At 71.2% G+C, this 24,786-nt stretch carries 38 protein-coding genes and 1 pseudogene; 4 read left to right on the top strand and 35 right to left on the bottom strand.

What is annotated here, in order from left to right:
• Positions 1 to 6: 6 nt before the first annotated feature.
• Positions 7 to 357, bottom strand: a complete 351-nt coding sequence (locus ACWGKI_RS09650; protein WP_380243292.1) for a holo-ACP synthase — start codon at positions 355 to 357, stop codon at positions 7 to 9.
• Between the two features lie 76 nt (positions 358 to 433).
• The gene (locus ACWGKI_RS09645; RefSeq protein WP_380243293.1) at positions 434 to 781 is read right to left on the bottom strand and encodes a nucleoside triphosphate pyrophosphohydrolase family protein; all 348 of its coding nucleotides are present in this window, start codon (positions 779 to 781) and stop codon (positions 434 to 436) included.
• An 82-nt stretch (positions 782 to 863) separates the two neighbouring features.
• Here ACWGKI_RS09645 and ACWGKI_RS09640 point away from each other — a divergent pair, with 82 nt between their 5' ends.
• Positions 864 to 1,700: a DUF72 domain-containing protein gene (locus ACWGKI_RS09640; RefSeq protein WP_452186517.1), complete on the top strand. Its 837-nt coding sequence runs from the start codon at positions 864 to 866 to the stop codon at positions 1,698 to 1,700.
• 219 nt (positions 1,701 to 1,919) lie between these two features.
• Entirely contained in the window at positions 1,920 to 2,867 is a 948-nt protein-coding gene (coaA, locus tag ACWGKI_RS09635; protein WP_380243307.1) for a type I pantothenate kinase, read from the top strand.
• A gap of 8 nt (positions 2,868 to 2,875) precedes the next feature.
• On the opposite strand, the gene ACWGKI_RS09630 is transcribed toward coaA, so the two are convergent.
• The 5 genes from ACWGKI_RS09630 to rplM form a co-directional block, all read right to left on the bottom strand.
• Complete coding sequence (locus ACWGKI_RS09630) at positions 2,876 to 3,550, bottom strand: DedA family protein (protein ID WP_380243295.1); 675 nt, start codon at positions 3,548 to 3,550, stop codon at positions 2,876 to 2,878.
• A 160-nt stretch (positions 3,551 to 3,710) separates the two neighbouring features.
• Positions 3,711 to 4,373 (bottom strand): peptide deformylase, encoded by a 663-nt coding sequence (locus ACWGKI_RS09625; protein WP_452186515.1) that lies wholly within the window; start codon positions 4,371 to 4,373, stop codon positions 3,711 to 3,713.
• Between the two features lie 26 nt (positions 4,374 to 4,399).
• The gene (glmM, locus tag ACWGKI_RS09620) at positions 4,400 to 5,764 is read right to left on the bottom strand and encodes a phosphoglucosamine mutase (RefSeq protein ID WP_452186535.1); all 1,365 of its coding nucleotides are present in this window, start codon (positions 5,762 to 5,764) and stop codon (positions 4,400 to 4,402) included.
• Positions 5,765 to 5,928: 164 nt separating this feature from the next.
• Complete coding sequence (rpsI, locus tag ACWGKI_RS09615; protein WP_380243297.1) at positions 5,929 to 6,417, bottom strand: 30S ribosomal protein S9; 489 nt, start codon at positions 6,415 to 6,417, stop codon at positions 5,929 to 5,931.
• A gap of 32 nt (positions 6,418 to 6,449) precedes the next feature.
• On the bottom strand, positions 6,450 to 6,899 hold the full coding sequence (gene rplM, locus ACWGKI_RS09610) for a 50S ribosomal protein L13 (RefSeq protein ID WP_380243298.1): 450 nt from the start codon (positions 6,897 to 6,899) through the stop codon (positions 6,450 to 6,452).
• A 279-nt stretch (positions 6,900 to 7,178) separates the two neighbouring features.
• On the opposite strand from rplM, the gene ACWGKI_RS09605 reads away from it, so the two are divergent.
• Positions 7,179 to 7,592 carry a DUF5709 domain-containing protein gene (locus tag ACWGKI_RS09605; RefSeq protein ID WP_380243299.1) on the top strand — a complete coding sequence of 138 codons (414 nt, stop codon included), beginning with the start codon at positions 7,179 to 7,181 and terminating at the stop codon, positions 7,590 to 7,592.
• 163 nt (positions 7,593 to 7,755) lie between these two features.
• Here ACWGKI_RS09605 and truA read toward each other — a convergent pair whose 3' ends face one another.
• Positions 7,756 to 8,652 carry a tRNA pseudouridine(38-40) synthase TruA gene (truA, locus tag ACWGKI_RS09600; protein ID WP_452186512.1) on the bottom strand — a complete coding sequence of 299 codons (897 nt, stop codon included), beginning with the start codon at positions 8,650 to 8,652 and terminating at the stop codon, positions 7,756 to 7,758.
• 30 nt (positions 8,653 to 8,682) lie between these two features.
• On the opposite strand from truA, the gene ACWGKI_RS09595 reads away from it, so the two are divergent.
• On the top strand, positions 8,683 to 9,495 hold the full coding sequence (locus ACWGKI_RS09595) for an ROK family protein (RefSeq protein WP_452186510.1): 813 nt from the start codon (positions 8,683 to 8,685) through the stop codon (positions 9,493 to 9,495).
• 105 nt (positions 9,496 to 9,600) lie between these two features.
• On the opposite strand, the pseudogene ACWGKI_RS09590 reads toward ACWGKI_RS09595, so the two are convergent.
• The 27 genes and pseudogenes from ACWGKI_RS09590 to rplB form a co-directional block, all read right to left on the bottom strand.
• Positions 9,601 to 10,176, bottom strand: a pseudogene (locus tag ACWGKI_RS09590) (alpha/beta fold hydrolase); the annotation flags it as partial.
• Positions 10,177 to 10,349: 173 nt separating this feature from the next.
• On the bottom strand, positions 10,350 to 10,871 hold the full coding sequence (rplQ, locus tag ACWGKI_RS09585) for a 50S ribosomal protein L17 (RefSeq protein ID WP_452186508.1): 522 nt from the start codon (positions 10,869 to 10,871) through the stop codon (positions 10,350 to 10,352).
• Between the two features lie 76 nt (positions 10,872 to 10,947).
• Positions 10,948 to 11,964 (bottom strand): DNA-directed RNA polymerase subunit alpha, encoded by a 1,017-nt coding sequence (locus ACWGKI_RS09580; RefSeq protein ID WP_380243303.1) that lies wholly within the window; start codon positions 11,962 to 11,964, stop codon positions 10,948 to 10,950.
• A 160-nt stretch (positions 11,965 to 12,124) separates the two neighbouring features.
• A complete protein-coding gene (gene rpsK / locus ACWGKI_RS09575; RefSeq protein ID WP_225564409.1) occupies positions 12,125 to 12,529 on the bottom strand; it encodes a 30S ribosomal protein S11 in 405 nt (134 codons plus the stop codon).
• Positions 12,530 to 12,609: 80 nt separating this feature from the next.
• On the bottom strand, positions 12,610 to 12,984 hold the full coding sequence (gene rpsM, locus ACWGKI_RS09570) for a 30S ribosomal protein S13 (RefSeq protein ID WP_452186506.1): 375 nt from the start codon (positions 12,982 to 12,984) through the stop codon (positions 12,610 to 12,612).
• A 167-nt stretch (positions 12,985 to 13,151) separates the two neighbouring features.
• The gene (gene rpmJ / locus ACWGKI_RS09565) at positions 13,152 to 13,265 is read right to left on the bottom strand and encodes a 50S ribosomal protein L36 (protein ID WP_009740505.1); all 114 of its coding nucleotides are present in this window, start codon (positions 13,263 to 13,265) and stop codon (positions 13,152 to 13,154) included.
• A gap of 131 nt (positions 13,266 to 13,396) precedes the next feature.
• Positions 13,397 to 13,618, bottom strand: a complete 222-nt coding sequence (gene infA, locus ACWGKI_RS09560; RefSeq protein WP_012867920.1) for a translation initiation factor IF-1 — start codon at positions 13,616 to 13,618, stop codon at positions 13,397 to 13,399.
• 241 nt (positions 13,619 to 13,859) lie between these two features.
• Positions 13,860 to 14,747, bottom strand: a complete 888-nt coding sequence (gene map, locus ACWGKI_RS09555) for a type I methionyl aminopeptidase (protein ID WP_380243305.1) — start codon at positions 14,745 to 14,747, stop codon at positions 13,860 to 13,862.
• Positions 14,748 to 14,760: 13 nt separating this feature from the next.
• Positions 14,761 to 15,318, bottom strand: coding sequence for an adenylate kinase (locus tag ACWGKI_RS09550; RefSeq protein WP_380243309.1), 558 nt, complete (start codon positions 15,316 to 15,318; stop codon positions 14,761 to 14,763).
• A gap of 101 nt (positions 15,319 to 15,419) precedes the next feature.
• Complete coding sequence (secY, locus tag ACWGKI_RS09545; protein WP_452186504.1) at positions 15,420 to 16,718, bottom strand: preprotein translocase subunit SecY; 1,299 nt, start codon at positions 16,716 to 16,718, stop codon at positions 15,420 to 15,422.
• 295 nt (positions 16,719 to 17,013) lie between these two features.
• Entirely contained in the window at positions 17,014 to 17,478 is a 465-nt protein-coding gene (rplO, locus tag ACWGKI_RS09540) for a 50S ribosomal protein L15 (protein WP_380244181.1), read from the bottom strand.
• Between the two features lie 2 nt (positions 17,479 to 17,480).
• On the bottom strand, positions 17,481 to 17,663 hold the full coding sequence (gene rpmD, locus ACWGKI_RS09535; protein ID WP_079573239.1) for a 50S ribosomal protein L30: 183 nt from the start codon (positions 17,661 to 17,663) through the stop codon (positions 17,481 to 17,483).
• Complete coding sequence (gene rpsE / locus ACWGKI_RS09530) at positions 17,663 to 18,334, bottom strand: 30S ribosomal protein S5 (RefSeq protein ID WP_380244182.1); 672 nt, start codon at positions 18,332 to 18,334, stop codon at positions 17,663 to 17,665. Before rpsE ends, rpmD begins: the two co-directional genes overlap by 1 nt.
• A 43-nt stretch (positions 18,335 to 18,377) precedes the next feature.
• Complete coding sequence (gene rplR / locus ACWGKI_RS09525; protein ID WP_380244183.1) at positions 18,378 to 18,749, bottom strand: 50S ribosomal protein L18; 372 nt, start codon at positions 18,747 to 18,749, stop codon at positions 18,378 to 18,380.
• Positions 18,749 to 19,285, bottom strand: a complete 537-nt coding sequence (rplF, locus tag ACWGKI_RS09520; protein WP_380244184.1) for a 50S ribosomal protein L6 — start codon at positions 19,283 to 19,285, stop codon at positions 18,749 to 18,751. The genes rplR and rplF overlap by 1 nt, the downstream gene beginning before the upstream one ends.
• A 19-nt stretch (positions 19,286 to 19,304) precedes the next feature.
• Positions 19,305 to 19,703: a 30S ribosomal protein S8 gene (gene rpsH, locus ACWGKI_RS09515; protein ID WP_380244185.1), complete on the bottom strand. Its 399-nt coding sequence runs from the start codon at positions 19,701 to 19,703 to the stop codon at positions 19,305 to 19,307.
• Positions 19,704 to 19,776: 73 nt separating this feature from the next.
• Positions 19,777 to 19,962 carry a type Z 30S ribosomal protein S14 gene (locus ACWGKI_RS09510; protein WP_013837851.1) on the bottom strand — a complete coding sequence of 62 codons (186 nt, stop codon included), beginning with the start codon at positions 19,960 to 19,962 and terminating at the stop codon, positions 19,777 to 19,779.
• A gap of 1 nt (position 19,963) precedes the next feature.
• Positions 19,964 to 20,536 carry a 50S ribosomal protein L5 gene (gene rplE, locus ACWGKI_RS09505; RefSeq protein ID WP_380244186.1) on the bottom strand — a complete coding sequence of 191 codons (573 nt, stop codon included), beginning with the start codon at positions 20,534 to 20,536 and terminating at the stop codon, positions 19,964 to 19,966.
• On the bottom strand, positions 20,536 to 20,877 hold the full coding sequence (gene rplX / locus ACWGKI_RS09500; RefSeq protein ID WP_380244187.1) for a 50S ribosomal protein L24: 342 nt from the start codon (positions 20,875 to 20,877) through the stop codon (positions 20,536 to 20,538). Before rplX ends, rplE begins: the two co-directional genes overlap by 1 nt.
• 2 nt (positions 20,878 to 20,879) lie before the next feature.
• A complete protein-coding gene (gene rplN / locus ACWGKI_RS09495; RefSeq protein ID WP_380244188.1) occupies positions 20,880 to 21,248 on the bottom strand; it encodes a 50S ribosomal protein L14 in 369 nt (122 codons plus the stop codon).
• A 145-nt stretch (positions 21,249 to 21,393) separates the two neighbouring features.
• Complete coding sequence (gene rpsQ, locus ACWGKI_RS09490) at positions 21,394 to 21,684, bottom strand: 30S ribosomal protein S17 (protein WP_380244189.1); 291 nt, start codon at positions 21,682 to 21,684, stop codon at positions 21,394 to 21,396.
• A 7-nt stretch (positions 21,685 to 21,691) separates the two neighbouring features.
• Positions 21,692 to 21,931, bottom strand: coding sequence for a 50S ribosomal protein L29 (gene rpmC / locus ACWGKI_RS09485; RefSeq protein WP_380244190.1), 240 nt, complete (start codon positions 21,929 to 21,931; stop codon positions 21,692 to 21,694).
• Positions 21,931 to 22,350 carry a 50S ribosomal protein L16 gene (gene rplP / locus ACWGKI_RS09480; protein ID WP_380244191.1) on the bottom strand — a complete coding sequence of 140 codons (420 nt, stop codon included), beginning with the start codon at positions 22,348 to 22,350 and terminating at the stop codon, positions 21,931 to 21,933. Before rplP ends, rpmC begins: the two co-directional genes overlap by 1 nt.
• 3 nt (positions 22,351 to 22,353) lie before the next feature.
• Positions 22,354 to 23,190, bottom strand: a complete 837-nt coding sequence (gene rpsC / locus ACWGKI_RS09475) for a 30S ribosomal protein S3 (RefSeq protein ID WP_380244192.1) — start codon at positions 23,188 to 23,190, stop codon at positions 22,354 to 22,356.
• Positions 23,190 to 23,558, bottom strand: coding sequence for a 50S ribosomal protein L22 (gene rplV, locus ACWGKI_RS09470; RefSeq protein ID WP_079572426.1), 369 nt, complete (start codon positions 23,556 to 23,558; stop codon positions 23,190 to 23,192). The genes rpsC and rplV overlap by 1 nt, the downstream gene beginning before the upstream one ends.
• Before the next feature lie 73 nt (positions 23,559 to 23,631).
• The gene (gene rpsS, locus ACWGKI_RS09465; RefSeq protein WP_075829208.1) at positions 23,632 to 23,913 is read right to left on the bottom strand and encodes a 30S ribosomal protein S19; all 282 of its coding nucleotides are present in this window, start codon (positions 23,911 to 23,913) and stop codon (positions 23,632 to 23,634) included.
• 14 nt (positions 23,914 to 23,927) lie between these two features.
• Positions 23,928 to 24,764 (bottom strand): 50S ribosomal protein L2, encoded by an 837-nt coding sequence (rplB, locus tag ACWGKI_RS09460; protein ID WP_079572422.1) that lies wholly within the window; start codon positions 24,762 to 24,764, stop codon positions 23,928 to 23,930.
• Between the last annotated feature and the right edge of the window lie 22 nt (positions 24,765 to 24,786).

The following is a 24,786-nucleotide window of genomic DNA, read 5'->3' as shown; positions in this document are numbered from 1 at the left end:
CGGACGTCAGCCCTCCGCCACCACCATCGCCGACGCGATGCCGGCGTCGTGGGAGATGGACAGGTGCCAGGTCTTCACGCCGAGCTCGTCGGCGCGCGCCTGCACCGTGCCGCGCAGCTCGACCTGCGGCGGGCCGCCGACGACGCGGTGCACGGTCGCGTCGTGCCAGTGCAGGTCGCCGGGAGCGCCGAGCGCCTTGGCGATGGCCTCCTTCGCCGCGAACCGCGCCGCGAGCGACGACGCCGGGAGGTCGCGCTCGGCGTCGGTGAAGAGCTTCTCGCGCAGGCGCGGCACCCGCTCGACGGTCGCCATGAACCGGGCGACGTCCACCACGTCGATACCCACGCCGATGATCATGGGCCCAGCCTAGGTGTCGGTCACTGCCGGTCACTGTCGGTCCCCTGCCCCCGGCCTGTGGCCACGACGGGCTCTCTCAGCCCGGCGCGCGCACCCCGGCCTCGTCCTGCGGCTCCACCAGCGACCGCCAGCGGAACCACTTGCGCTCCAGCTCCGCCTCGAGGTCGACCCCGAACCGGCGTGCCACGAGCAGCAGCTGGGCCAGGACGTCGGCGAGCTCCGCCCGGAAGGCGGCGTCGACCTCGCCGTCGCCCTCGCCCCGGTCGCGCGACCGGCCCGAGCGGGCGAGGTAGGCCTGGGTGAGCTCGCCGACCTCCTCGTGCAGCTTCAGCACCAGCCAGTCGTCGGTGCGCGGGATGCCGAAGCGTCGCTCGTACACGCGCGAGATGATCTCCAGCTCGTCGGACAGCTCGTCCAGCTCCATGTCCCGATCATGCCCCTTCGTCGGCCGACCGCGGTCTCGCCCCGCGCGCGAGCAACCCGACCCGGACCCTAGGCTCGGCGCCGTGGCGAGCGTCCGCGTGGGCCTGTCCGGCTGGCAGTACGCCCACTGGCACGGCTCCTTCTACCCCGACGGCACCCGGCGTGCCGACGAGCTGTCCTACGCCGCGGCGCGCTTCGGGTCCCTCGAGCTCAACGGCACGTTCTACGGCCTGCAGCGGCCGAGCTCGTTCCTCCGCTGGCGCGACCAGGTGCCGCCCGGGTTCACCTTCGCGGTCAAGGGCAGCCGTTACGTCACGCACCTCAAGCGCCTGCGCGAACCGGGCACGGCGCTGGCGAACTTCGTCGCGAGCGGGCTACTCGCCCTCGGCGACCGGCTCGGGCCCGTGCTGTGGCAGCTTCCCGAGCGCACCTCCTTCGACGCCGAGGTGCTCGCGCCCTTCCTCGAGCTCCTGCCCCGCACGACCACGGCCGCCGGACGCCTGGCAGCCGCCCACGACGACCGCCTGCGGGCCGAGGCGTGGACCGACCCGGGCGAGGACCGGCCGCTGCGGCACGCCCTGGAGGCCCGCCACGCCTCGTTCGAGGACCCGGCGGCCCTGCAGCTCCTGCGCGACCACGACGTCGCCCTCGTCGTCTCCGACGGCGCCGGGCGCTGGCCGATGCTCGACCACCAGACCGCCGACCTCGCGTACGTGCGGCTGCACGGCCCGACGGAGCTGTACGCGAGCCGCTACGACGACGCACGCCTCGACCGCTGGGCCGGCTGGGTGCGGCGCCGGCACGACGCCGGGCAGGACGTGGTCGTCTACTTCGACAACGACGGTCACGCCCACGCGCCGCGGGACGCCCTGCGCCTCCTGGAGCGTCTCGGCGACGTCGCGGACCCGTGGCCACCGTGAGCCACCGTTCGCCACCGTGTGCCACCGTGTGCCACCGTGTGCCACCGTGAGGTCCGGACGCCGTCCGTGGCCCGTGGTTGCCCGGTTCTGGGTCGACTCGGGCAGAATCGACGAGTGGCACCTCCCCTCCCCGACCCGGCAGCGCTGCACGGCACCGGCGGCCCCGCCGCCCGACCCGCCGACCCCGGCGGCGGTGCGCCCCTACCGCTGGGCGACCACCTGACGCGGCTCGCGCCGGCCTCGCCGTACGTCGACCTCGACCGCGCCGCGTGGAGCCGCCTGTCGGCGTCGACACCGCTCCCCCTGACCGACGCGGACGTCGAACGCCTGCGCGGCCTCGGCGACCCGATCGACCTGGCCGAGGTGGACGACGTCTTCCGGCCGCTGTCACGCCTGCTCAACCTGTACGTCGCGGCGAGCGCCGGCCTGCACCGCGCGACGTCGACGTTCCTGCACGAGGAGCCGCCGCGCACGCCCTACGTCATCGGCGTCGCGGGGTCGGTGGCGGTCGGCAAGTCGACGACGGCGCGCATCCTGCGCGAGATGATGGCGCGCTGGCCGGACACCCCGCACGTCGAGCTCGTCACGACGGACGGCTTCCTGTACCCGAACGCGGAGCTGCAGCGCCGCGGGATCATGGACCGCAAGGGCTTCCCCGAGTCCTACGACCGGCGCGCCCTCATCCGGTTCCTCTCCCGTGTGAAGGCGGGCCAGCCGGAGGTGCGCGCCCCCGTGTACTCGCACGTCGTCTACGACATCGTGCCGGGCGCGGAGGTCGTGGTGCGCAAGCCGGACGTGCTGATCGTCGAGGGCCTGAACGTGCTCCAGCCGGCAAGGCCGTCGGCGGTGGACGAGTCCACGGTCGCGGTGAGCGACTTCTTCGACTTCTCGATCTACGTCGACGCCCGGACGCGCAACATCCGGCAGTGGTACGTGGAGCGCTTCCTGCAGCTGCGCAGGACGGCGTTCAGCCGGCCGGAGTCGTACTTCCGGCGCTACGCGGACCTGTCGGACGCGGAGGCGACGGAGCGGGCCCTGTCGATCTGGGAGTCGATCAACGCGCCGAACCTCGAGCACAACGTGCTGCCCACGCGCGGGCGCGCCACCCTCGTGCTCACGAAGGGGTCGGACCACTCGGTGCAGCGGGTGCGGCTGCGCAAGCTCTGACGGGACCGTCAGGCGGCGCGCGTGGTGGGCTCGGCGTCGGCGCCGTCGGCGCCGCCCTCCTCGTCGGCCGGCACCGGCAAGACCTTGGCGGGGCCGGCGACCCGCTGCACCACCTGGTCCACCAGGACGCCCAGGAGGATGCCGGCGACCACGCCGGACACCATCGCGAGGAGGGTGTTGTGGCCGAGCCAGGACGCCGCGGCGAGGCCGATCAGCATCGAGTAGACGCCCCAGGTGACGGCGGCGATCGCGGAGAAGACCATGAAGCGGCGGCGCGGGTAGCCGACGGCCCCGGCGGTCATGTTCACCGCGACGCGCCCGATGGGCACGTACCGGGCCGCGAGGATGAACGACGCGCCCCGGTGGTCGAGGGCGTGCCGCGCCCACGCGACGGACTTGCGGCCGCGCGCAGAGCGCAGGAACGCGAACCGTTCGGTGCCGACGGAGCGGCCGATCTGGTAGGCGATCTGGTCGCCCGTCCAGGCGCCGACGATGGCGAGGGCGAGGACGCCCGGCAGCCAGGGCACGCCCTCGGTGTGCGCCAGGACCGTCAGGGTGATGACCACGGACTCGCTGGGGATCGGCGGGAAGAACCCGTCGACCGTCGCGGAGACGTACATGGCGGGGTAGATCCACGCGGACGCGCCCAGGTCGAGGATCCAGCTCTCCAGCTGTCCCAGCATCGTCGACAGACTCTCCAGCACGGTCCCTCGGTTCGTCGGCCGGGAGGGTGACCTCCGGCGGTCGCGCGACGCCGGACGGCGTCACGAGACCCAGCCTAGGCAGAGTCAGGGCACAGGCTGCATGGGGAATTCCCCCGGTTCCACCCTGAGCGCCGAATGTTCACCCGAGGTCCACGACCGCGCCGTAGCGCACGAGGTTCTCGTTCGAGGTGAGCGTGCGCAGGCGTGCGTGGTCGAGGTACAGCTCGCCCGCGAGATGGTCGGTCTCGTGCTGCACGATGCGTGCCGGCCAGCCGGACAGCACCTCGTCGACCGGCGCGCCGGTCTCGTCCCGGGCGGTGAGGCGCACGCGGCGGTGCCGCGCGACGACGGCCTGCCAGCCACGCACGGACAGGCAGCCCTCGTGGAAGGCCGCGCGCTCCGGCTCGCCGTCCGCACCGGGCACGGGCTCGTACCGCGGGTCGACGAGCACCCGGAAGGGCAGCGGGGTCCGCTCGCGCGGGTCGTCGGCCTGGGTCCCGGCGTCCTCGACGACGGCGATCGCCAGACCGATCCCGACCTGCGGCGCCGCGAGCCCGACGCCCGGGGCGGCGTGCATCGTGCGCCGCATCGCGTCGACCAGCCGCGGCAGCACGTCGCCCAGCTGCCCCGTGTACGGCGCGGCGACGGCGCGCAGCACCGGGGCACCCGCCTGCACGATCGGCAGGATGCCGGTGCCGGGGCCCTCGGCGGCGGCGTCCGCCCGGTCCAGCAGGTCGACGACCGCGGCCCGCAACGCCTCGTCGGTCGAGCCGCCCGGGGCGGTCACAGGGCCGTCGGTCACAGGGCCGTCCGTCACAGGGCCGTCCGTCACAGGGCCAACCGGTCGCGCACGACGGCCGCGAGCGTGTCCGCGACGGAGTCGGCCTGCGACTGGCTGGCGGCCTCGACCATGACCCGCACCAGCGGCTCGGTGCCGGACGGGCGCAGCAGCACGCGCCCGGTGTCGCCCAGCTGCGCCTCGGCGCGCTCGACGGCCGCGCGGACGCCCTCGTCCTCGCCCGCACGGGCCTTGTCCACGCCCTTGACGTTGACGAGGGTCTGCGGCAGGCGCGGGACGTCACCGGCGAGGTCGGCCAGGCGTCGCCCGCTCGCCTTCACGCGCGCGGCCAGGTGCAGCGCCGTGAGCACGCCGTCGCCCGTGGTGGCGTGGTCCGCCAGGATGATGTGGCCGGACTGCTCGCCGCCCAGGCCGTACCCGTGGGCCCGCATCTGCTCGAGCACGTACCGGTCCCCCACGCCCGTCTGGACGGTCGTGATGCCGGCGTCGCGCATGGCGAGCAGCAGGCCGAGGTTGCTCATCACCGTGACCACCAGGGTGTCCGACGGCAGGCGCCCCTCGTCCTTGAGGGCGCGCGCGAGGATGCCGAGGATCTGGTCGCCGTCGACGAGGACGCCGCCGTGGTCGACGGCCAGGCACCGGTCCGCGTCGCCGTCGAACGCGACGCCGAAGTCGGCCTCGGCCGCCACGACGACGGCCTGCAGCTGCTCGGGGTGCGTGGAGCCGGCCTTCTCGTTGATGTTGCGGCCGTCGGGGCTGGCGTTGATGACGACGACGTCGGCACCGGCTTCGCGCAGCGCCTCCGGGCCGACCTGGCTGGCGGCGCCGTTCGCGGCGTCGACGGCGATGCGCAGGCCCTCCAGCGGCCGCACGTCGGGCGTCGTGCCGATGCTGGCCACGAGGTGCTCCACGTACTGCTGCGCCGCGATGCCGGTGTCCGAGCGCATGCGCCCGACGTCCGCGCCCACGGGCCGGTCCCACTCCTGGCCGAGCCGCGCCTCGATCTCGTCCTCGACGTGGTCGGCGAGCTTGTAGCCACCGCGGGCGAAGAACTTGATGCCGTTGTCGGGCATCGCGTTGTGGGAGGCGGAGATCATCACGCCGAGGTCCATGTCCATGGCCCCGACGAGGTGCGCGAGCGCGGGCGTGGGCAGCACGCCGAGGTTGACCACGTCGACCCCGGAGCTCGCGAGACCCGCGCCCACCGCGGCCGACAGGAACTCTCCCGACGCCCGCGGGTCGCGGCCGACGACGGCCCGTGGCCGGTGGCCCTGGAACTCGCCGGACGTCCCGAGGACGTGCGCCGCCGCGCTCCCGAGCCCCAGGGCCAGGTCTGCGGTGACGTCCCGGTTGGCGAGGCCACGGACCCCGTCGGTGCCGAACAGTCGCACGATGTCTCCTCCTCCGGGCGCGGCGGGAGCTCCGCTCTGGCGCCCACGGCGTCCACGACGGACGCCGCACCGATCGTAGCCGGACGTGCGGACGGCCCCGCCGGAGTGTTCCGACGGGGCCGTCCTTGCGCTGACGCTCCGGCCGGTGTCCGACCAGGAGCGCTCGATCAGCGCTTCGAGTACTGCGGCGCCTTGCGGGCCTTCTTGAGACCGGCCTTCTTCGACTCGACCGCACGCGGGTCACGCGTGAGGTAGCCGGCCTTCTTCAGCGCGGGGCGGTTCGCCTCGGAGTCGATCGCGTTGAGCGCACGGGCGATGCCCAGGCGCACCGCGCCGGCCTGGCCCGAGGGGCCACCACCGGTGATGCGGACGATGACGTCGAAACGGCCCTCGACCTCGACCAGCTTCAGCGGCGAGTTCACGAGCTGCTGGTGCACCTTGTTCGGGAAGTAGTCCTCGAGGGTGCGACCGTTGATCTTCCAGGTCCCGGTGCCGGGGACGAGACGCACGCGCGCCACGGCCTCCTTGCGGCGGCCGACGGCCGCCCCGGGAGCGGTGATGGACTGGCCGCCGTCCGCGACGGGCGCGGCGGACTCAGAGGTGTAGGTGCTGGGCGTGTTCTCGTCCAGCTCGGTGTCGACGGTGGTCTCGGCCACTGTGATTCCTTCGCTTTGCATCCGGCAGCGGCTCAGGCCTGCTGCGAAACCTGGGTGATCTCGAACGGCTTGGGCTGCTGAGCCGCGTGCGGGTGCTCCGCGCCGCGGTAGACCTTCAGCTTGCCCAGCTGCTCGCGACCGAGCGTGGTCTTGGGGATCATGCCGCGAACGGCCTTCTCCACGGCGCGCTCCGGGTTCTTCTCGAGGAGCTCGCCGTAGGCCACGGAGCGGAGACCGCCCGGGTAGCCGGAGTGGCGGTAGGCCAGCTTGGTCTCCCGCTTGTTGCCGCTCAGGGCGACCTTGTCCGCGTTGATGACGATGACGAAGTCACCGCCGTCGACGTGCGGGGCGAAGGTCGGCTTGTGCTTCCCGCGCAGGAGGATGGCGACCTGGCTCGCCAGGCGGCCCAGGACGACGTCGGTCGCGTCGACGACATACCAGTCGCGCTGGACGTCGCCGGGCTTGGGGGTGTACGTACGCACGGTTGCGTCACCTTTTCGTGTTCGGTGTCGTCGGGCGAGAAGCGGCGCCCGATGAGTCAGGTTGTTGTGCGCGGGTGCTCCGGTGGCGTCCTGGCCGGGGCATCGTCGGGTGCGAGTGGGCGCGCTGACGACGCGGACGCCGGGGCATAGCACAACGACGAGCCAGTTTAGCGGCCGTTCGGTACACGGGTCAAAGCGACGACCGTCACGGTCCCGAGAGGGCCGCGGAGGGCCGCGTGGCGGGATGCGGGCTCCGTCGCCGGGAGGCACCGTAGGGGCATGACCGACGAGACACCCGCCACCTCCGCCGACCCCGAGACCGGAGCCGAGGGCGACGAGGACCAGCTCCCCCAGGAGGACACCCTGCTCGACCCCGAGCTCGACGACGTCCTCGACGAGGGGTACTCGCCGCTCGAGCGCTCCCGGTCGAACCACTGGGGCGAGACCGCCTGGGAGGAGTCGGCCGGCGAGCCCCTCGACCGGCGGCTGGCCGAGGAGCAGCCGGACGTCTGGGAGGCCGACCCGCTGGACCGGCCGGACACCACGCGCGCCGGGCGGCTCGCGGAGGACCCGTTCGCCGACCCCAACGAGGACGGCGACCGCGAGAACGACATCTACGGCGAGGACGCCGGCATCGACGGTGCGGGCGCGAGCGCCGAGGAGGCCGCCGTGCACTGGGTCGAGGAGCCCTGAGCCGGCCCTGAGGCCAGCCCTGGGCCAGCCCTGGGTCAGCACTGAGCCGGTCAGGGCCACGTCTCGGTCCTCGCGGCGCCGTCGCGCCGCGCCGCTCCCGGTGATCCCGCCAGCCCCGCCAGCCCCGTCAGCCCCGTCAGCCCCGTCAGCCCTGTCAGCCGCGTCAGTCGACCTCGCTCTGCTCCCGCCTCGCCCGCACGCGGTCGGCGCGAGCGGCGAGGTCGACGTCGTCCGGGTAGGCCACGTGCTCCAGGACGAGGCCCCGCGCCGCGACGACCCCCGCGGCCGCGGACCTCGACCGGCCCGCCAGGACCGCCGCCGGGTCGCTCTCGGGCCGTCGCCCCTCTCCCACGGCCAGCGACATCCCGACCAGCGCCCGCACCATCGAGTGGCAGAACGCGTCCGCCTGGACCGTCGCGACGGCCAGACCCGCGTCCGGGCCCTCGGTCGGCCGGGCCCACGACAGCTCGGTGAGCTCACGGATGGTCGTCGCGCCCTCGCGAGGCTTGCAGAACGACGCGAAGTCGTGCAGGCCCACCAGGGGCTGGACGGCGCGGTGCATCGCGTCGACGTCGAGCCGTCGCCGGTGCCAGAGCACCCAGTCCCGGCGCAACGGGTCGCGCAGGGCAGGGTCGTCGGCCACACGGTAGGCGTACCGGCGGTGCAGCGCGGAGAAGCGGGCGTCGAAGCCGGCGGGGGCCTCGGACGCGCGGTGCACGACGACGTCCGGCGGCAGCACCCCGGCGAGCCGGTCGGCGAGGGCGACGCCCGGCTCCCGGTCGGAACGGCCCGGCAGCACCTCCCAGCGGGCCCGTGGGACGTCGACGTGCGCGACCTGGCCGCGCGCGTGCACCCCCGCGTCCGTGCGGCCTGCGACCGTCAGACGGGGCCGCGGCAGCCCGAGCGGCTCCGTGCGCAGGATCGTGGCGAGGGCGTCCTCGAGGACCCCCTGCACGGTCCGCAGGCGCGGCTGGGTCGCCCAGCCGGCGAAGTGGGTGCCGTCGTAGGCGAGGTCGAGACGCACCCGGAGGGTGTCGTCGGGCGGTGTCGGCGTGCTCACCGCCCCATTGTGGCCGGATGATGTCCCCTGATGGTCGACACAGGCGCCACGGCGCACCCCACCGGACCCCGGCCCGACGGCGGGACCGCCGACGTGCTCACTCTCGCCGTCGACTGCGGCGGCGGGGGCATCAAGGCTGCCGTGCTGGACTCCGCGGGCACGGCGCACGCCACGCCCGTCCGCGTGCCCACGCCGTACCCGCTGCCGCCGCGGCTGCTCCTGGACACGGTCGCGGACATCGCCGACCGGCTCCCGGCGGCGCACCGGGTGACGCTGGGGATGCCGGGGATGATCCGCCACGGCGTGGTCGTGCACACCCCGCACTACGTCACGCGGTCCGGCCCGCGCTCGCGCGTGCTGCCGGAGCTGGTCGAGGCCTGGTCCAGCTTCGACGTCCGCGGCGCCCTCGCACGCCGCCTGGGCATGCCCGCGATGGTGCTCAACGACGCCGAGGTGCACGGCGCGGGCGTCGTGGCCGGGTCCGGCGTGGAGCTGGTGCTCACGCTCGGCACCGGGCTCGGGTCCGCGCTGTTCGACGGCGGCCGCCTCGCGCCCCACCTCGAGTGGTCGCACGCCCCGGTACGACGGGGCGCCACCTACGACCAGTACATCGGCGAGCCGGAGCGGCGGCGGCTGGGCGACGGGCTGTGGTCGCGCCGCGTGGTCGCGACGGTCGACGGCCTACGGCCCGTCTTCCACTGGGACCGGCTGTACCTGGGCGGCGGCAACTCGCGTCGGATCACCCCGACGGCGCTCGACCGCCTGGGCGACGACGTCGTCGTCGTGCCGAACTCCGCCGCGCTGGTCGGCGGGGCGCGCGCCTGGGACCTGCCGCTCGCCTGAGCCCGGGCCGGCGCGGGCCACCTCGGCGGCCGCCTCCAGCAGCACCCGGGCGAACGCCACCGGAGCATCGAGGCTCACCAGGTGCCGGGCGTGGGGCACGACCACCAGACGCGCCTGCGCCCCGCCCCGGCGGGCCGCAGCGACGAACGCCCGCTCCTGGGTCCTGAAGTGGTCGTAGCGCCCGTTGACGACCCACACGGGGCTGTCCGCCGCGGCGAGCGCGCCGAGCACGTCCACCGGGGCCAGCTCGCGCAGCACGGCGCTCATGACCGCCAGGGCGAAGCCGCCCGCCCCGATGTCCCGGACGCCCTCCTCGTCGAGGGCGAGGCGCACGAAGGACTCGTTGAGCCGCGCGCCGCCGTCGGGCCAGCGCTCGATCCAGCGGGCCAGCGAGAGCCACGCCGGGCGCAGCGGCGACGACGTGACCGTGCTGCACGACGCCGCCACGAGGCCCGCGCTCTGCGCGGGGTGCCGCGCGCGGTGCTCGATCGCCACGTACCCGCCGAGCGACAGCCCGGCGACCAGGGCCCGTCCGCCCGCCGCGTCGACCGCGTCGCGCACGGCCGCCACGGCGCCGTCGAGGGTGAACGGCTCCGCACGCCGCGCGCCGTGGCCCGGCAGCTCCACGGCCGTCGCGCGGACGCCCGCACCGTCGAGGATCTCGAGCTGGCGGCGCCACATCGTGCGGGAGGTCCGTGACCCGTGCACGAGCACCACCGGCACGCCGAGAGAAGCCATCCCCCTACCGTGCCACGACGCCTGCCCGAGGCCCTCCCGGGGACGACGCAGCCCCGCACCACCTCACGGTGGCACGGGGCTGCGTGGTGCGCGAAGGAGCGCTCAGGAGCCTGGGGTCAGGCGTCCTTCGACTCCTCGGCCGGAGCCTCGGTGGCCTCGGCGGGGGCCTCGGTCGCCTCGACGGCGGCCTCGTCCTCGACCTTGGCGGGCTTCTCGTCGGCCTTGGCGGACTTCTCGGTGGCCTTGGTGGCCTCCTTGACGACGGCCTGCTTCGGGCTCACGGGCTCGGTGACGAGCTCGATGACCGCCATGGGGGCGTTGTCGCCCTTCCGGTTGCCGATCTTGGTGATGCGCGTGTAGCCACCGTTGCGCTCGGCCATGGCCGGGGCGATCTCGGTGAACAGGGTGTGCACCACGGACTTGTCGCGGACGACGGTCAGCACCCGGCGACGAGCGTGCAGGTCACCGCGCTTGGCGAAGGTGATCAGGCGCTCGGCCAGCGGACGCAGGCGCTTCGCCTTCGTCTCGGTGGTGGTGATGCGGCCGTGCTCGAAGAGCGAGGTCGACAGGTTCGCGAGGATCAGTCGCTCGTGAGCCGGGCTGCCACCGAGCCGCGGACCCTTGGTGGGGGTAGGCATTTCTGGTTCTCCTTGAGGGTGGATCCGCGCCGCGCGGCCCGGTCAGGTCGAGCGGGCTGCTGCGGGCGCGGAGACGTCAGTACGACTGCTCGTCGGTGTACGTGGCCTCGTCGTCCCCACCGCTGAAGTACGCGGCGCTGGACGGGTCGAAGTCGAGCGGCGAGTCCTTCAGCGAGAGGCCCAGCTCGGCGAGCTTCTCCTTGACCTCGTTGATGGACTTCGCACCGAAGTTGCGGATGTCGAGCAGGTCGGCCTCGCTGCGCGCGACGAGCTCACCCACCTGGTGGATGCCCTCGCGCTTGAGGCAGTTGTACGACCGGATCGTGAGGTTGAGCTCCTCGATCGGCAGCGCCAGGTCCGCGGCCAGCGCGGAGTCCGTCGGCGACGGGCCGATCTCGATGCCCTCGGCCTCGACGTTCAGCTCGCGGGCGAGACCGAACAGCTCGACGAGCGTCTTGCCGGCCGAGGCGAGCGCGTCGCGCGGGGCGATCGCAGCCTTCGTCTCGACGTCGACGATCAGCTTGTCGAAGTCCGTGCGCTGCTCGACACGGGTGGCCTCGACCTTGTAGGTGACCTTGAGGACCGGCGAGTAGATCGAGTCGACGGGGATCCGACCGATCTCGGCCTCGTCGTTCTTGTTCTGCGCCGCGGACACGTAGCCACGACCGCGCTCGACGGTGAGCTCGATCTCGAGCTTGCCCTTGTCGTTGAGGGTGGCGACGTGCAGGTCCGGGTTGTGCACCTCGACGCCCGCCGGCGGCACGATGTCCGCGGCGGTGACCACGCCCGCCCCCGTCTTGCGCAGGTACATCACGACGGGCTCGTCGTTCTCCGAGGAGACGACGAGGTTCTTGATGTTGAGGATGATCTCGGTGACGTCTTCCTTGACACCCGGCACGGTGGAGAACTCGTGGAGCACTCCGTCGATGCGGATGGAGGTGACGGCCGCGCCCGGGATGGACGACAGGAGGGTCCGGCGCAGGGAGTTGCCGAGCGTGTAGCCGAAGCCAGGCTCGAGCGGCTCGATGGAGAAGCGCGAACGGTACTCCGAGATGACCTCTTCGGTCAGGGAGGGGCGCTGTGCGATCAGCACGGTCAGGTCCTTTCAGTGTGCGTCCGCCATATGACGCATCACGGATCCGCGAGAGCTCGCGGCCCCCGGGCGGGACTCGGTCCACCCGCCCGGGCAGGCTGCGGCGTCGTCGAGCCCGGGGCCGATCCCTCGGCCCCGGGGCCCGACGACGTCGGGAGGGTCAGACGCGGCGACGCTTCGGGGGGCGGCAGCCGTTGTGCGCCTGGGGCGTCACGTCCTGGATCGAGCCGACCTCGAGGCCGGTCGCCTGCAGGGAGCGGATCGCGGTCTCACGACCGGAACCCGGGCCCTTGACGAAGACGTCGACCTTCTTGACACCGTGCTCCTGGGCGCGGCGGGCGGCCGACTCGGCGGCCAGCTGCGCGGCGTACGGCGTGGACTTGCGGGAGCCCTTGAAGCCGACGTGGCCGGCGGACGCCCACGAGATCACGGCGCCCGACGGGTCGGTGATCGAGACGATCGTGTTGTTGAAGGTGCTCTTGATGTGCGCCTGGCCGAGCGGGACGTTCTTCTTGTCCTTGCGGCGCGGCTTGCGCCCGGCCGTGGCGCGGGTCTTGGGAGGCATGTGCTCGTTCTCTCCTGGTCTGAGGTCGTCGGACCGGTGCGGGCGTCAGCGAGGTGCGCCCGCGTTCCGGACTGCTGGCGTCAGCGGGCCTTCTTCTTGCCCGCGACGGTGCGCTTCGGACCCTTGCGGGTGCGCGCGTTGGTCTTGGTGCGCTGGCCGCGCACCGGGAGGCCGCGGCGGTGACGCAGGCCCTGGTAGGTGCCGATCTCGACCTTGCGGCGGATGTCGGCGGCGACCTCGCGACGCAGGTCACCCTCGAGCTGGTAGTTGCCCTCGAGGTAGTCGCGCAGGGCGACGAGCTCGTCGTCGCCAAGGTCCTTGACGCGCAGGTCCGGGTTGATCCCGGTCGCGGCCAGCGTCTGCTGGGCGCGGGTACGGCCGACGCCGTAGATGTAGGTGAGCGCAACCTCGAGCCGCTTGTCGCGGGGGAGGTCGACGCCGATCAGACGTGCCATGTGCCTTCCGGCTCCTGTACTTCGTCCAGAGGTCTGCCGCACCGCCCTCCCGCGATGACCGCGGGCCCCGGCCCCTGGACCGAGGGTTCCCCCGTCGCCGTGGCGGCGGGTTCGTGGTGGTGCGCTTCGGCTGACGGCGAGCGCGTGCCGTCAGCGGGTGGCTGCGATCAGCCCTGGCGCTGCTTGTGGCGCAGGTTCTCGCAGATCACCATGACGCGACCGTGCCGGCGGATCACCTTGCACTTGTCGCAGATCTTCTTGACGCTCGGCTTGACCTTCATGTGTCTTTCCTTCGCCGCCTCGGCCTCGATCAGCCCGTCACAGCTGTTCGAGGACCCCGCGGTTCGCACCGCGGGTGTCGGCGTGATCGGTGGGGGGACCGCCCGGAGGCCCGGGCGGTCGTGACGGTTGACTACTTGTAGCGGTAGACGATCCGACCGCGGGACAGGTCGTACGGGCTGAGCTCGACCACGACACGGTCCTCCGGGAGGATCCGGATGTAGTGCTGACGCATCTTGCCCGAGATGTGTGCGAGGACCTTGTGGCCGTTCGCAAGCTCCACACGGAACATCGCGTTCGGCAGGGCCTCGACCACGCTGCCCTCGATCTCGATGACGCCGTCCTTCTTTGCCATGTCCTCCGCTAACTCTCGTCTGGCCCCGGGCGCCCGCCAGCAGCGTGACGGAGGTCCGGATGTCGTGCGTGCCGCCTGCTCACCCTCGTCCTGCTCCGACCGACGCTCGCGCCGGTCCGTGCTGGTCTGCAGCGCCGCTGTCGGGCGACTGCATCGAGGAACTGCCGAACGGACTACACCCGACGGAACATCGTACTCCATCGTTCCAGCCCCGGCGACCGCGCGCCCAGGGGGTGGTTCGTCACACGTCGAGATCGACGGGCTCGACCTCGAACGGTGCGAGGCCGGCGCGCCCACCGTCGACGGCGGTCAGCACGCTGATGCCGTCCTCCAGCAGGGCGACGGTGTGCTCCCAGTGCGCGGCACGCGACCCGTCCTCGGTGACGACCGTCCAGTCGTCCTCGAGCACGCGCGTGGCGCCGCTCCCCCGGGTCACCATCGGCTCCACCGCGAGGCACATGCCGGGGCGGAGCCGCGGCCCGCGGTCCGAGGTCCGGAAGTTCACGATGTCCGGGGGCTGGTGCATCGCCGTGCCGATGCCGTGACCGACGTAGTCCTCGACGATGCCGTACTCCACGCCCGAGGCGCCGCCGGCCAGCTCGACGGCCGTCTCGACCGCCGTCCCGACGTCGTTGAGCCGCTTGCCCCCCGCCAGCGCGGCGATGCCGGCCCACATCGCGGTGCGCGTGGCGCGGACCAGGTCGAGGTCCGCCGGGTCGACGCCCGGGGCGCCGTCCACCGGGGCGTCCACGTCGAGGGCGCCGTCCGGGCCGAGCACGAGGCTCAGCGCGGAGTCGCCATGCCAGCCGTCGACGATCGCACCGCAGTCGATCGACACGACGTCGCCGAGCTCGAGCACACGTCCGCCCGGGATGCCGTGGATGACCTCGTCGGCGACCGAGACGCAGATCGTCGCCGGGTAGCCCTGGTAGCCGAGGAACGACGGCGTGGCCCCCGCGTCGGCGATGGCGCGCGCGGCGACCTCGTCGAGGTCGGCGGTCGTCATCCCGGGCCGGGCGGCCGCGCGCACGGCGTCGAGCGTCGACGCGACGACCAGGCCGGCGCGCCGCATGACGCGGACCTGCTCGAGCGTCTTGAGCTCCACGCGCTCGCGCGAACCGAAGATCATGGCGGGCGCGACCTCAGCCGAGCTCGGCGGCCAGCGCCTGGACGATGCGGTCGGTCACCTCGGTGACCTCGCCGATGCCGTCCACCTGGGCCAGCAGGCCCCGCTCCGAGTACGCCGCCGTGAGGGGCGCCGTCTGCTCGTCGTAGATGTCCAGGCGGCGCGCGATCGCGTCCGGGGTATCGTCCTCACGGCCCTCGATCTCGGCACGGCGGGCGATGCGGGCCAGGAGCTCCTCGCGCGCGGCGGTGAGCTCGATGACGCCGTCCAGCTCCCAGCCGAGGTCGGCGAGGATCGCGTCGAGCGCCTCGACCTGGTGGGCGTTGCGCGGGTACCCGTCGAGCAGGAAGCCGCCCTTCGCGTCGTCCTCGCCGAGGCGGGAGCGGACCATCTGGTCGGTGACCTCGTCGGGGACGAGCTCGCCCTTGGCGCTGTACTCCTGCGCGAGCCGACCGAGCTCCGTGCCGCCCTTGATGTTGGCGCGGAAGATGTCGCCCGTCGAGATGGCGGGGATGTCGAACAGCTCGGCGAGGCGCGCCGCCTGCGTGCCCTTGCCCGCGCCCTGCGGTCCCATGATCACCAGGCGCGTCACCCGCGCCTCGGCGCTGCGGGCACCGTGGAGCTCGCGGCGGGTGGTCGGCGCGGCACCGGGGGTGCCGCCTTCGTTCGTCTCGGTCAACGGAGGAACCCTTCGTAATGACGCTGCTGGAGCTGGGAGTCGATCTGCTTCACGGTCTCGAGACCGACGCCGACGATGATGAGGATCGACGTGCCACCGAACGGGATGTTCGTGGTGACCCCCAGCACGACGAGCATGATCGTGGGGATCAGCGCCACGATCGCGAGGTAGATCGAGCCGGCGGACGTGATGCGCGTGATCACGTAGTCGAGGTACTCGGCGGTCGGTCGACCCGCGCGGATGCCGGGGATGAACCCGCCGTACTTCTTCATGTTGTCCGCGACCTCGTCCGGGTTGAACGTGATCGAGGTGTAGAAGAACGCGAAGAAGATGACCAGCAGCACGTACAGCACGATGTACAGCGGGTCGGACTGCTGGACCAGGTTGTTGGAGATCCACACCACCCAGCCCGCGGTCTGGTCGCCGAACTGCGCCAGCAGACCGGGGATCGCGAGGATCGACGCCGCGAAGATGACCGGGATGACGCCGGCCATGTTGATCTTGATCGGGATGTAGGTGCTGGTGCCGCCGTACATGCGGCGACCCACCATCCGCTTCGCGTACTGCACCGGGATCCGGCGCTGCGACTGCTCGACGAAGACCACGAGCCCCACGACGATCACGATCACCGCGATCATCACGATGAAGTTGATCGGGCCGTTCGAGCCACCGGCGATCGACCAGAGAGCGGACGGGAAGTTCGCCGCGATCGACGTGAAGATGAGCAGGGACATGCCGTTGCCGACGCCGCGCTCCGTGATCAGCTCGCCGAGCCACATGACGAGGCCGGTACCCGCCGTCATGGTGATGACCATGAGGGTGGCGGTGATGAAGCTGTCGTCCGCGATGACGTCGACGTTGCAGCCCGGGAACAGCATCCCGGTCCGAGCGGTCGTGATGATCGTGGTCGACTGCAGGATGGCGAGGGCGATCGTCAGGTAGCGCGTGTACTGCGTGAGCTTCGTCTGCCCCGACTGGCCCTCCTTGTGCAGGGCCTCGAAGCGAGGGATGACCACCCGCAGCAGCTGCACGATGATGCTCGCGGTGATGTACGGCATGATGCCGAGCGCGAAGATCGAGAGCTGCAGCAGGGCGCCGCCGCTGAAGACGTTGACGAGCCCGAGCAGCGAGGAGCTGTTCTCGAGGGCCGCCACGCACTGCTGCACGTTGCCGTAGTCGACGCCGGGTGTGGGCACGAGCGACCCCACCCGGAAGAGCGCCATGATCGCGATCGTGAACAGCAGCTTGCGCCGCAGGTCCGGTGTCCGGAAAGCCCGGCCGAATGCGCTGAGCACCTATCCTCCTGGCCCGCCGCGGCGGGTTGTCGTGTCGCCGGGGACCGGCGAGTTGTGGCGCGAGCTCCCGGCACCGCGGCCCGGGGGCCACGTCGCCGACACGCCGACTCGGTCATGGTCCGGCCGGGGAGACCCCGGCCTCGTCGGCACCCGGGGACCGGGTGCGCGGCTCGAACCGTCACGGATTCTACGTGCCCAGGACGAGTGATCCAGACCACACGGTCTGGCGGCTGGTGCACGCCGAGAGCACACAGGGCCGGCAGCGCGTGTGCGCCGCCGGCCCTGTGAGCGGATGTCAGTCCTCGGAGACCGTGCCGCCGGCCGCCAGGATCTTGTCCTTGGCGGAGCCGGAGACGCGGTCGACCACGACGTCCAGCTTGACGGTGATCTCGCCCGTGCCGAGCACCTTCACCGGCTGGCCCTTGCGGACCGCGCCCTTGGCGACGAGGCCCTCGACGGTGACGGAGCCACCCTCGGGGTACAGCGCGGCGAGCTTGTCCAGGTTGACGACCTGGTACTCGACGCGGAACGGGTTCTTGAACCCACGGAGCTTCGGGAGGCGCATGTGCAGAGGCATCTGCCCACCCTCGAAGCCTGCGGGAACCTGGTAGCGAGCCTTGGTGCCCTTGGTACCGCGACCCGCCGTCTTGCCCTTCGACGCCTCACCACGACCCACGCGGGTCTTGGCGGTCTTGGCGCCGGGAGCCGGACGCAGGTGGTGGACCTTGAGAGGCTGCGCCTTCTCGGTGTTGTCGGCCATGATCACTCGACCTCCTCGACGGTGACGAGGTGCGCCACCGTGGTGACCATGCCACGGATCTCCGGACGGTCCTCCTTCACGGCGGTGTCGCCGATCCGCTTGAGGCCGAGGGTCCGCAGCGTGTCACGCTGGTTCTGCTTGCCGCCGATGGCGGACTTGACCTGGGTGACCTTCAGACGAGGCATCACGCACCCACCTTCTCGTCCGCCTTGGCCGCCTTCTCGGCGAGACCGGCGGCCTGCGCACGCAGGAGCGCGGCCGGGGCCACGTCCTCGAGCGGCAGACCACGGCGGGCGGCCACGGCCGCCGGCTCCTCGAGGCCCTTGAGGGCCGCGACGGTGGCGTGCACGATGTTGATCGAGTTGGACGAGCCGAGCGACTTGCTCAGCACGTCGTGGATGCCGGCGCACTCCAGCACGGCGCGCACCGGACCACCGGCGATCACACCGGTACCCGGCGAGGCCGGACGCAGGAACACGACGCCGGCGGCCTCCTCACCCTGGACGGGGTGAGGGATGGTGCCCTGGATGCGCGGGACGCGGAAGAAGTTCTTCTTCGCCTCCTCGACACCCTTGGCGATCGCCGCGGGCACCTCCTTGGCCTTGCCGTAGCCGACACCGACGGTGCCGTCGCCGTCGCCCACCACGACCAGCGCGGTGAAGCTGAAGCGGCGACCACCCTTGACGACCTTCGAGACGCGGTTGATGGTCACCACGCGCTCGACGAAGGCGTTCTTGTCGGCCGCGTCGCGACCGCCACCACGGCGGTCGTCGCGACGGCCGCCACCACGGCGCCCGTCGTTCTTGTTGGACTCGTTGGCGCCCTGGGGGGCGCCGGTGCGCTGCCCTGCAGCCATCAGAGGATCCTCATCTTCCGTGCGAACTCGCGGACGTCGGCCATCACAGCTCCAGCCCCGCTTCCCGGGCGCCGTCGGCGACCGCAGCCACCCGACCGTGGTACTTGTTGCCACCGCGGTCGAAGACCACGGTCTCGACACCGACGGCCTTGGCACGCGCGGCGACGAGCTCGCCGACCTTGCGGGCCTTGGCGGTCTTGTCGCCGTCGAGGGCACGCAGGTCCGCCTCGAGGGTCGAGGCGGAAGCGACGGTCTTGCCGACCGTGTCGTCCACGATCTGCGCCACCATGTGGCGCGACGAACGGGTCACGACGAGGCGCGGACGCGCCGCGGTGCCCTTGATCTTCTTGCGCAGGCGCAGGTGACGGCGCTGACGAGCGACGGCCTTGCCCTTGCCCAGAACCTTGAGAGCCATCACTTACCAGCCTTTCCGACCTTGCGGCGGACGACCTCGCCGGCGTAGCGCACGCCCTTGCCCTTGTAGGGCTCGGGCTTGCGGATCTTGCGGATGTTCGCTGCGACCTCGCCGACCTGCTGCTTGTCGATACCCGCGACCGAGAACTTGGTCGGGCTCTCGACAGCGAAGGTGATGCCCTCCGGAGCCGTGACGGTCACCGGGTGCGAGAAGCCGAGGGCGAACTCGAGGCTCTGACCCTTGGCGGCCACGCGGTAACCGGTGCCGACGATCTCGAGCTTCTTCTCGTAGCCCTCGGTCACACCGGTGACGATGTTCGCGAGGAGGGTGCGCGTGAGGCCGTGCAGCGCACGGGACTTACGCTCGTCGTCCGGGCGCGACACCACGAGGGTGCCGGCGTCCTGCGCGACGGTGATGGGGGTGGGCACCGTGTGCTCCAGGGTCCCCTTCGGGCCCTTGACGGTCACGAGCGCACCGCTGATGGTGACGTCCACGCCGGCCGGGACCGGAACGGGGAGCTTGCCGATTCGAGACATGGCGATTCTCCTTTCCGGATTACCAGACGTAGGCGAGGACTTCGCCGCCGACGCCCTTGGCCTGGGCCTGACGGTCGGTCAGCAGGCCGGAGGACGTGGACAGGATCGCCACGCCGAGGCCGCCGAGGACCTGAGGCAGGTTGGTGGACTTCGCGTAGACGCGGAGACCGGGCTTCGAGACGCGGCGGACGCCGGTGAGGGCGCGCTCGCGGCTCGGGCCGTACTTGAGCGTGAGGGTGAGGGTCTTGCCGACCTTCGCGTCCTCGACGGTCCAGCCGGAGATGTAACCCTGCGCCTGCAGGATCTCCGCGATGTTCGACTTCAGCTTCGAGTGCGGCATGGTGACCGTCTCGTGGTGCGCCGAGTTCGCGTTACGCAGACGCGTGAGCATGTCTGCGATGGGGTCTGTCATGGTCATTGGGCTCCAGCCCTTCCTCGCCGGGGTATCCGGGGTGTGCGTGCACACGGCCCGGACCTACGGCGTAGTGGTTTTACCAGCTGCTCTTGGTGACGCCGGGGAGCTCGCCGCGGTGGGCCATCTCCCGCAGGCAGATCCGGCACAGGCCGAACTTGCGGTAGACCGAGTGCGGACGGCCGCAGCGCTGGCACCGGGTGTAGGCGCGGACGGCGAACTTCGGCTTGGCGTTCGCCTTGTTGATCAGGGCCTTCTTCGCCATGTCAGTTCTCCTTGAAGGGGAAGCCGAGACGGCGCAGCAGGGAGCGGCCCTCGTCATCGGTCGTCGCCGTGGTCACGACCGTGATGTCCATACCGCGGACGCGGTCGATCTTGTCCTGGTCGATCTCGTGGAACATCGACTGCTCCGTGAGACCGAAGGTGTAGTTGCCGTGCCCGTCGAACTGCTTCGGGCTCAGGCCGCGGAAGTCGCGGATACGCGGCAGCGCGATCGACAGCAGGCGGTCGAGGAACTCCCACATCCGGTCGCCGCGCAGCGTGACGTGCGCACCGATCGGCATGCCCTCACGCAGCTTGAACTGCGCGATGGACTTCTTCGCCCGCGTGACCTGGGGCTTCTGACCCGTGATCGCGGTGAGGTCGCGGATCGCGCCCTCGATGAGCTTGGAGTCCTTCGCCGCGTCACCGACACCCATGTTCACGACGATCTTGGTCAGACCGGCGACCTGCTGGATGTTCTGGTGGCCGAACTCCTCGCGCAGCGCCGCGATGATGTCCTCGCGGTACTTCTGCTTGAGGCGGGGGGTGGCCGGGGCCTCGAGAGTGGTCTCGGTCATCAGATGTCCTTCCCGGAACGCTTGGCGACGCGCACGCGGACGGTGCGGGTACGGCCGTCGCGCTCGACCTGCTCGGTACGGAACCCGACGCGCGTGCCCTTCTTGGTCTCCGGGTCGACGACCATCACGTTCGAGACGTGGATCGGCGCCTCGACGGTCTCGATGCCACCCGTGCGGGTGCCGCGAGCCGTCTGGCCGGCCTTCACGTGCTTGGTGACACGCTGCACGCCCTCGACCACGATGCGGTCGGAGTCCTTGAAGACCTCGAGCACGCGGCCCGTCTTGCCCTTGTCGCGACCGGCGATGACGATCACCTGGTCGCCCTTCTTGATCTTCGCCATGGTCAGAGCACCTCCGGCGCCAGCGAGACGATCTTCATGAACCGCTTGTCACGCAGCTCGCGCCCGACCGGGCCGAAGATGCGGGTGCCGCGGGGCTCGCCGTCGTTCTTGAGGATCACGGCGGCGTTCTCGTCGAACTTGATGTAGGAACCGTCGGGACGACGGCGCTCCTTGGCGGTCCGGACGATGACGGCCTTGACCACGTCGCCCTTCTTCACGTTGCCGCCGGGGATCGCGTCCTTGACGGTGGCGACGATGGTGTCGCCGATACCGGCGTAGCGACGGCCGGATCCACCGAGAACACGGATGCAGAGAATCTCCTTGGCACCCGTGTTGTCGGCGACCCGCAGTCGCGACTCCTGCTGGATCATCGATTGATCTCCTGTCGTCGAGCTGGTTCTCGTCCCGAGAGGTCCCGGGCGAGCCTTGCCGAACGGATAGTTGCTGTGGTGGTCAGGGCGGGCCGCATACGTGTGTCACGGCCCGCCCCGGCCGAAGGTCAGAAGACCTTCTGGATCACTTGGCCTTCTCGAGGATCTCCGTCAGGCGCCACCGCTTGGTCGCGGACAGCGGACGGGTCTCCATGATCTCGACCAGGTCGCCGATACCGGCGGAGTTCTGCTCGTCGTGCGCCTTCACCTTGGTGGTGGTGCGCAGGACCTTGCCGTACAGCGGGTGCTTCTTGCGGTCCTCGACCTCGACGACGATGGTCTTCTCCATCTTGTCGCTGACGACGTAGCCACGACGCACCTTGCGCGTACCGCGCTCGGTCGCGTCAGCGGCCACCGCGTTGGTGTTCTCGCTCATCGATGCCTCACTCACTCACGCTCGGGGCCGTGCGGATACCGAGCTCGCGCTCGTGCAGGACCGTGTAGATCCGCGCGATGTCGCGCTTGACGGCCTTGATCCGACCGTGGGACTCCAGCTGGCCGGTGGCCGACTGGAAACGGAGGTTGAACAGCTCCTCCTTGGCCTTCTTCAGCTCGACGACGAGCTTCTCGTCGTCGAAGCCATCGAGGTCAGCGGGGGCCAGGCCCTTGGTTCCGACTGCCATCAGTTAGCACCACCCTCGCGCACCACGAAACGGCACTTCATAGGGAGCTTGTGGATCGCGCGGCGCATGGCCTCGCGGGCCAGCTCCTCGTCCACGCCGGCCAGCTCGAAGACGATCCGGCCGGGCTTGACGTTGGCGACCCACCACTCGGGCGAGCCCTTACCGGAACCCATGCGGGTCTCGGCGGGCTTCTTGGTCAGGGGACGGTCCGGGTAGATGTTGATCCAGACCTTGCCGCCACGCTTGATGTGGCGGGTCATCGCGATACGAGCAGCCTCGATCTGGCGGTTGGTGACGTAGGCGGGCTCGAGAGCCTGGATGCCGAAGTCGCCGAACGCGATCGTGGTGCCACCCTTGGCAGCGCCGGAGCGCTTCGGGTGGTGCTGCTTGCGGTGCTTGAGCCTGCGCGGGATCAGCATGACTCAGGCCTCCGTTCCGGACTCGGGGCTCGCCGTCTGCTCGGCCGGCGCCGGGGCCGCGTCGGACGCGGGGGCGCTCTCGGCGGACGGCTGGGCCGGACGCTCGGGACGACGACCGCCACCACGGCGCTCCCCGCGCTCCGGCCCACGGCCACGACCCTGACGGGGCGCGGCGGTGGCCTGCTGCGCGGCGAACTCCTTCTCGGTCATGTCGCCCTTGTAGATCCACACCTTCACGCCGATGCGGCCGAAGGTGGTGCGGGCCTCGAAGAAGCCGTAGTCGATGTTCGCGCGCAGCGTGTGCAGCGGCACACGACCCTCGCGGTAGAACTCCGACCGGCTCATCTCGGCGCCGCCGAGACGGCCCGAGACCTGGACGCGAATGCCCTTGGCACCGGCGCGCTGCGCGGACTGGATGCCCTTGCGCATGGCACGACGGAACGAGACGCGGCTCGCGAGCTGCTCGGCGATGCCCTGCGCGACCAGCTGCGCGTCGATCTCCGCGTTCTTGACCTCGAGGATGTTGAGCTGGACCTGCTTGCCCGTGAGCTTCTCGAGCTCGCCGCGGATGCGGTCGGCCTCGGCACCCCGGCGACCGATGACGATGCCCGGACGCGCCGTGTGGATGTCCACGCGGACGCGGTCGCGAGTGCGCTCGACCTCGACCTTGGAGATGCCGGCCCGCTCGAGACCGGTGCTCATGAGCTTGCGGATCGCCACGTCCTCGCGGACGTAGTCGCGGTACCGCTGACCAGGCTTGGTGCTGTCGGCGAACCAGCGCGACCGGTGGTCGGTGGTGATGCCGAGGCGGTACCCGTGCGGGTGAACCTTCTGCCCCACTATCGGGCCCCTTCCTTCTGCTCACGCGGTGCGACGACCACGGTGATGTGGCTGGTGCGCTTGAGGATCTGGCTCGCACGCCCCTGCGCCCGCGGACGGAACCGCTTGAGCGTCGGCCCCTCGTCGACGAACGCCGCCGAGACGAAGAGCTCCGTCTCGTCGAAGCGCTCGCTGGCGCGGTCGGCCTTCACCCGGGCGTTCGCGACGGCGCTCTCCACAACCTTGCGGATCGGCTCGCTCGCGGCCTGCGGCGCGAACTTCAGCACCGCGACGGCCTCGGCGGCCTGCTTGCCACGGATGAGGTCCACGACGCGCCGGGCCTTCTGGGGCGTGACACGGACGAACCGCGCCTGCGCCTTGGCTTCCATTGCTGTCCTGCTTTCCTGTATCGAAGACAGTCCAGGTCAGTCATCTACTGAGTCAGAGGTCAAGACCTCTGGCTCAGCGACGACGACCCTTCTTGTCGTCCTTCACGTGGCCGCGGAAGGTTCGCGTGGGAGCGAACTCGCCGAGCTTGTGGCCGACCATCGCCTCGGTGACGAAGACCGGGGTGTGCTTCCGGCCGTCGTGCACGGCAAAGGTGTGACCGAGGAAGTCGGGCGTGATGACCGACCGACGGGACCAGGTCTTGATGACGTTCTTGGTCCCCTTCTCGTTCTGAGCGTCCACCTTCTTCTGCAGGTGGTCGTCGACGAAGGGGCCCTTCTTCAGGCTACGAGGCATCTGTCAGGCTCCTATCAGCGCTTCTTGCCGGTGCGGCGACGGCGGACGATCAGCTTGTCGCTCGGCTTGTTCGGGCGGCGGGTCCGGCCCTCGGGCTGGCCCCACGGGCTGACCGGGTGGCGACCACCGGAGGTCTTGCCCTCACCACCACCGTGCGGGTGGTCGACCGGGTTCATGACGACACCACGCACGGTCGGGCGGACGCCCTTCCAGCGCATGCGGCCGGCCTTGCCCCAGTTGATGTTCGACTGCTCGGCGTTGCCCACCTCGCCGACCGTGGCGCGGCAGCGCAGGTCGACGTTGCGGATCTCGCCGGACGGCATGCGCAGCTGCGCGTACGGACCGTCCTTGGCGACGAGCTGCACGGACGCACCGGCCGAGCGGGCGATCTTCGCGCCGCCGCCGGGGCGGAGCTCGACGGCGTGGATGACCGTACCGGTCGGGATGTTGCGCAGCGGCAGGTTGTTGCCGGGCTTGATGTCGGCGCCGGCACCGGCCTCGACGACGTCGCCCTGCGACAGCTTGTTCGGCGCGATGATGTAGCGCTTCGTGCCGTCCGCGTAGTGCAGGAGCGCGATCCGAGCCGTGCGGTTCGGGTCGTACTCGATGTGCGCGACCTTCGCAGGCACGCCGTCCTTGTCGTGGCGACGGAAGTCGATCACGCGGTAGGCACGCTTGTGGCCACCGCCCTTGTGACGGGTCGTGATGCGACCGGAGTTGTTGCGCCCACCCGTCTTGGACAGCGGACGGACCAGAGACTTCTCCGGCTGCGAGCGCGTGATCTCGACGAAGTCGGCGACGCTGGAGCCGCGGCGGCCGGGCGTCGTCGGCTTGTACTTACGGATTCCCATGGGTTAGTCCTCGATCTGCTCT

Source organism: Isoptericola sp. NPDC055881 (genome assembly GCF_053615895.1).
This window is presented reverse-complemented; position numbering and strand designations above follow the sequence as displayed.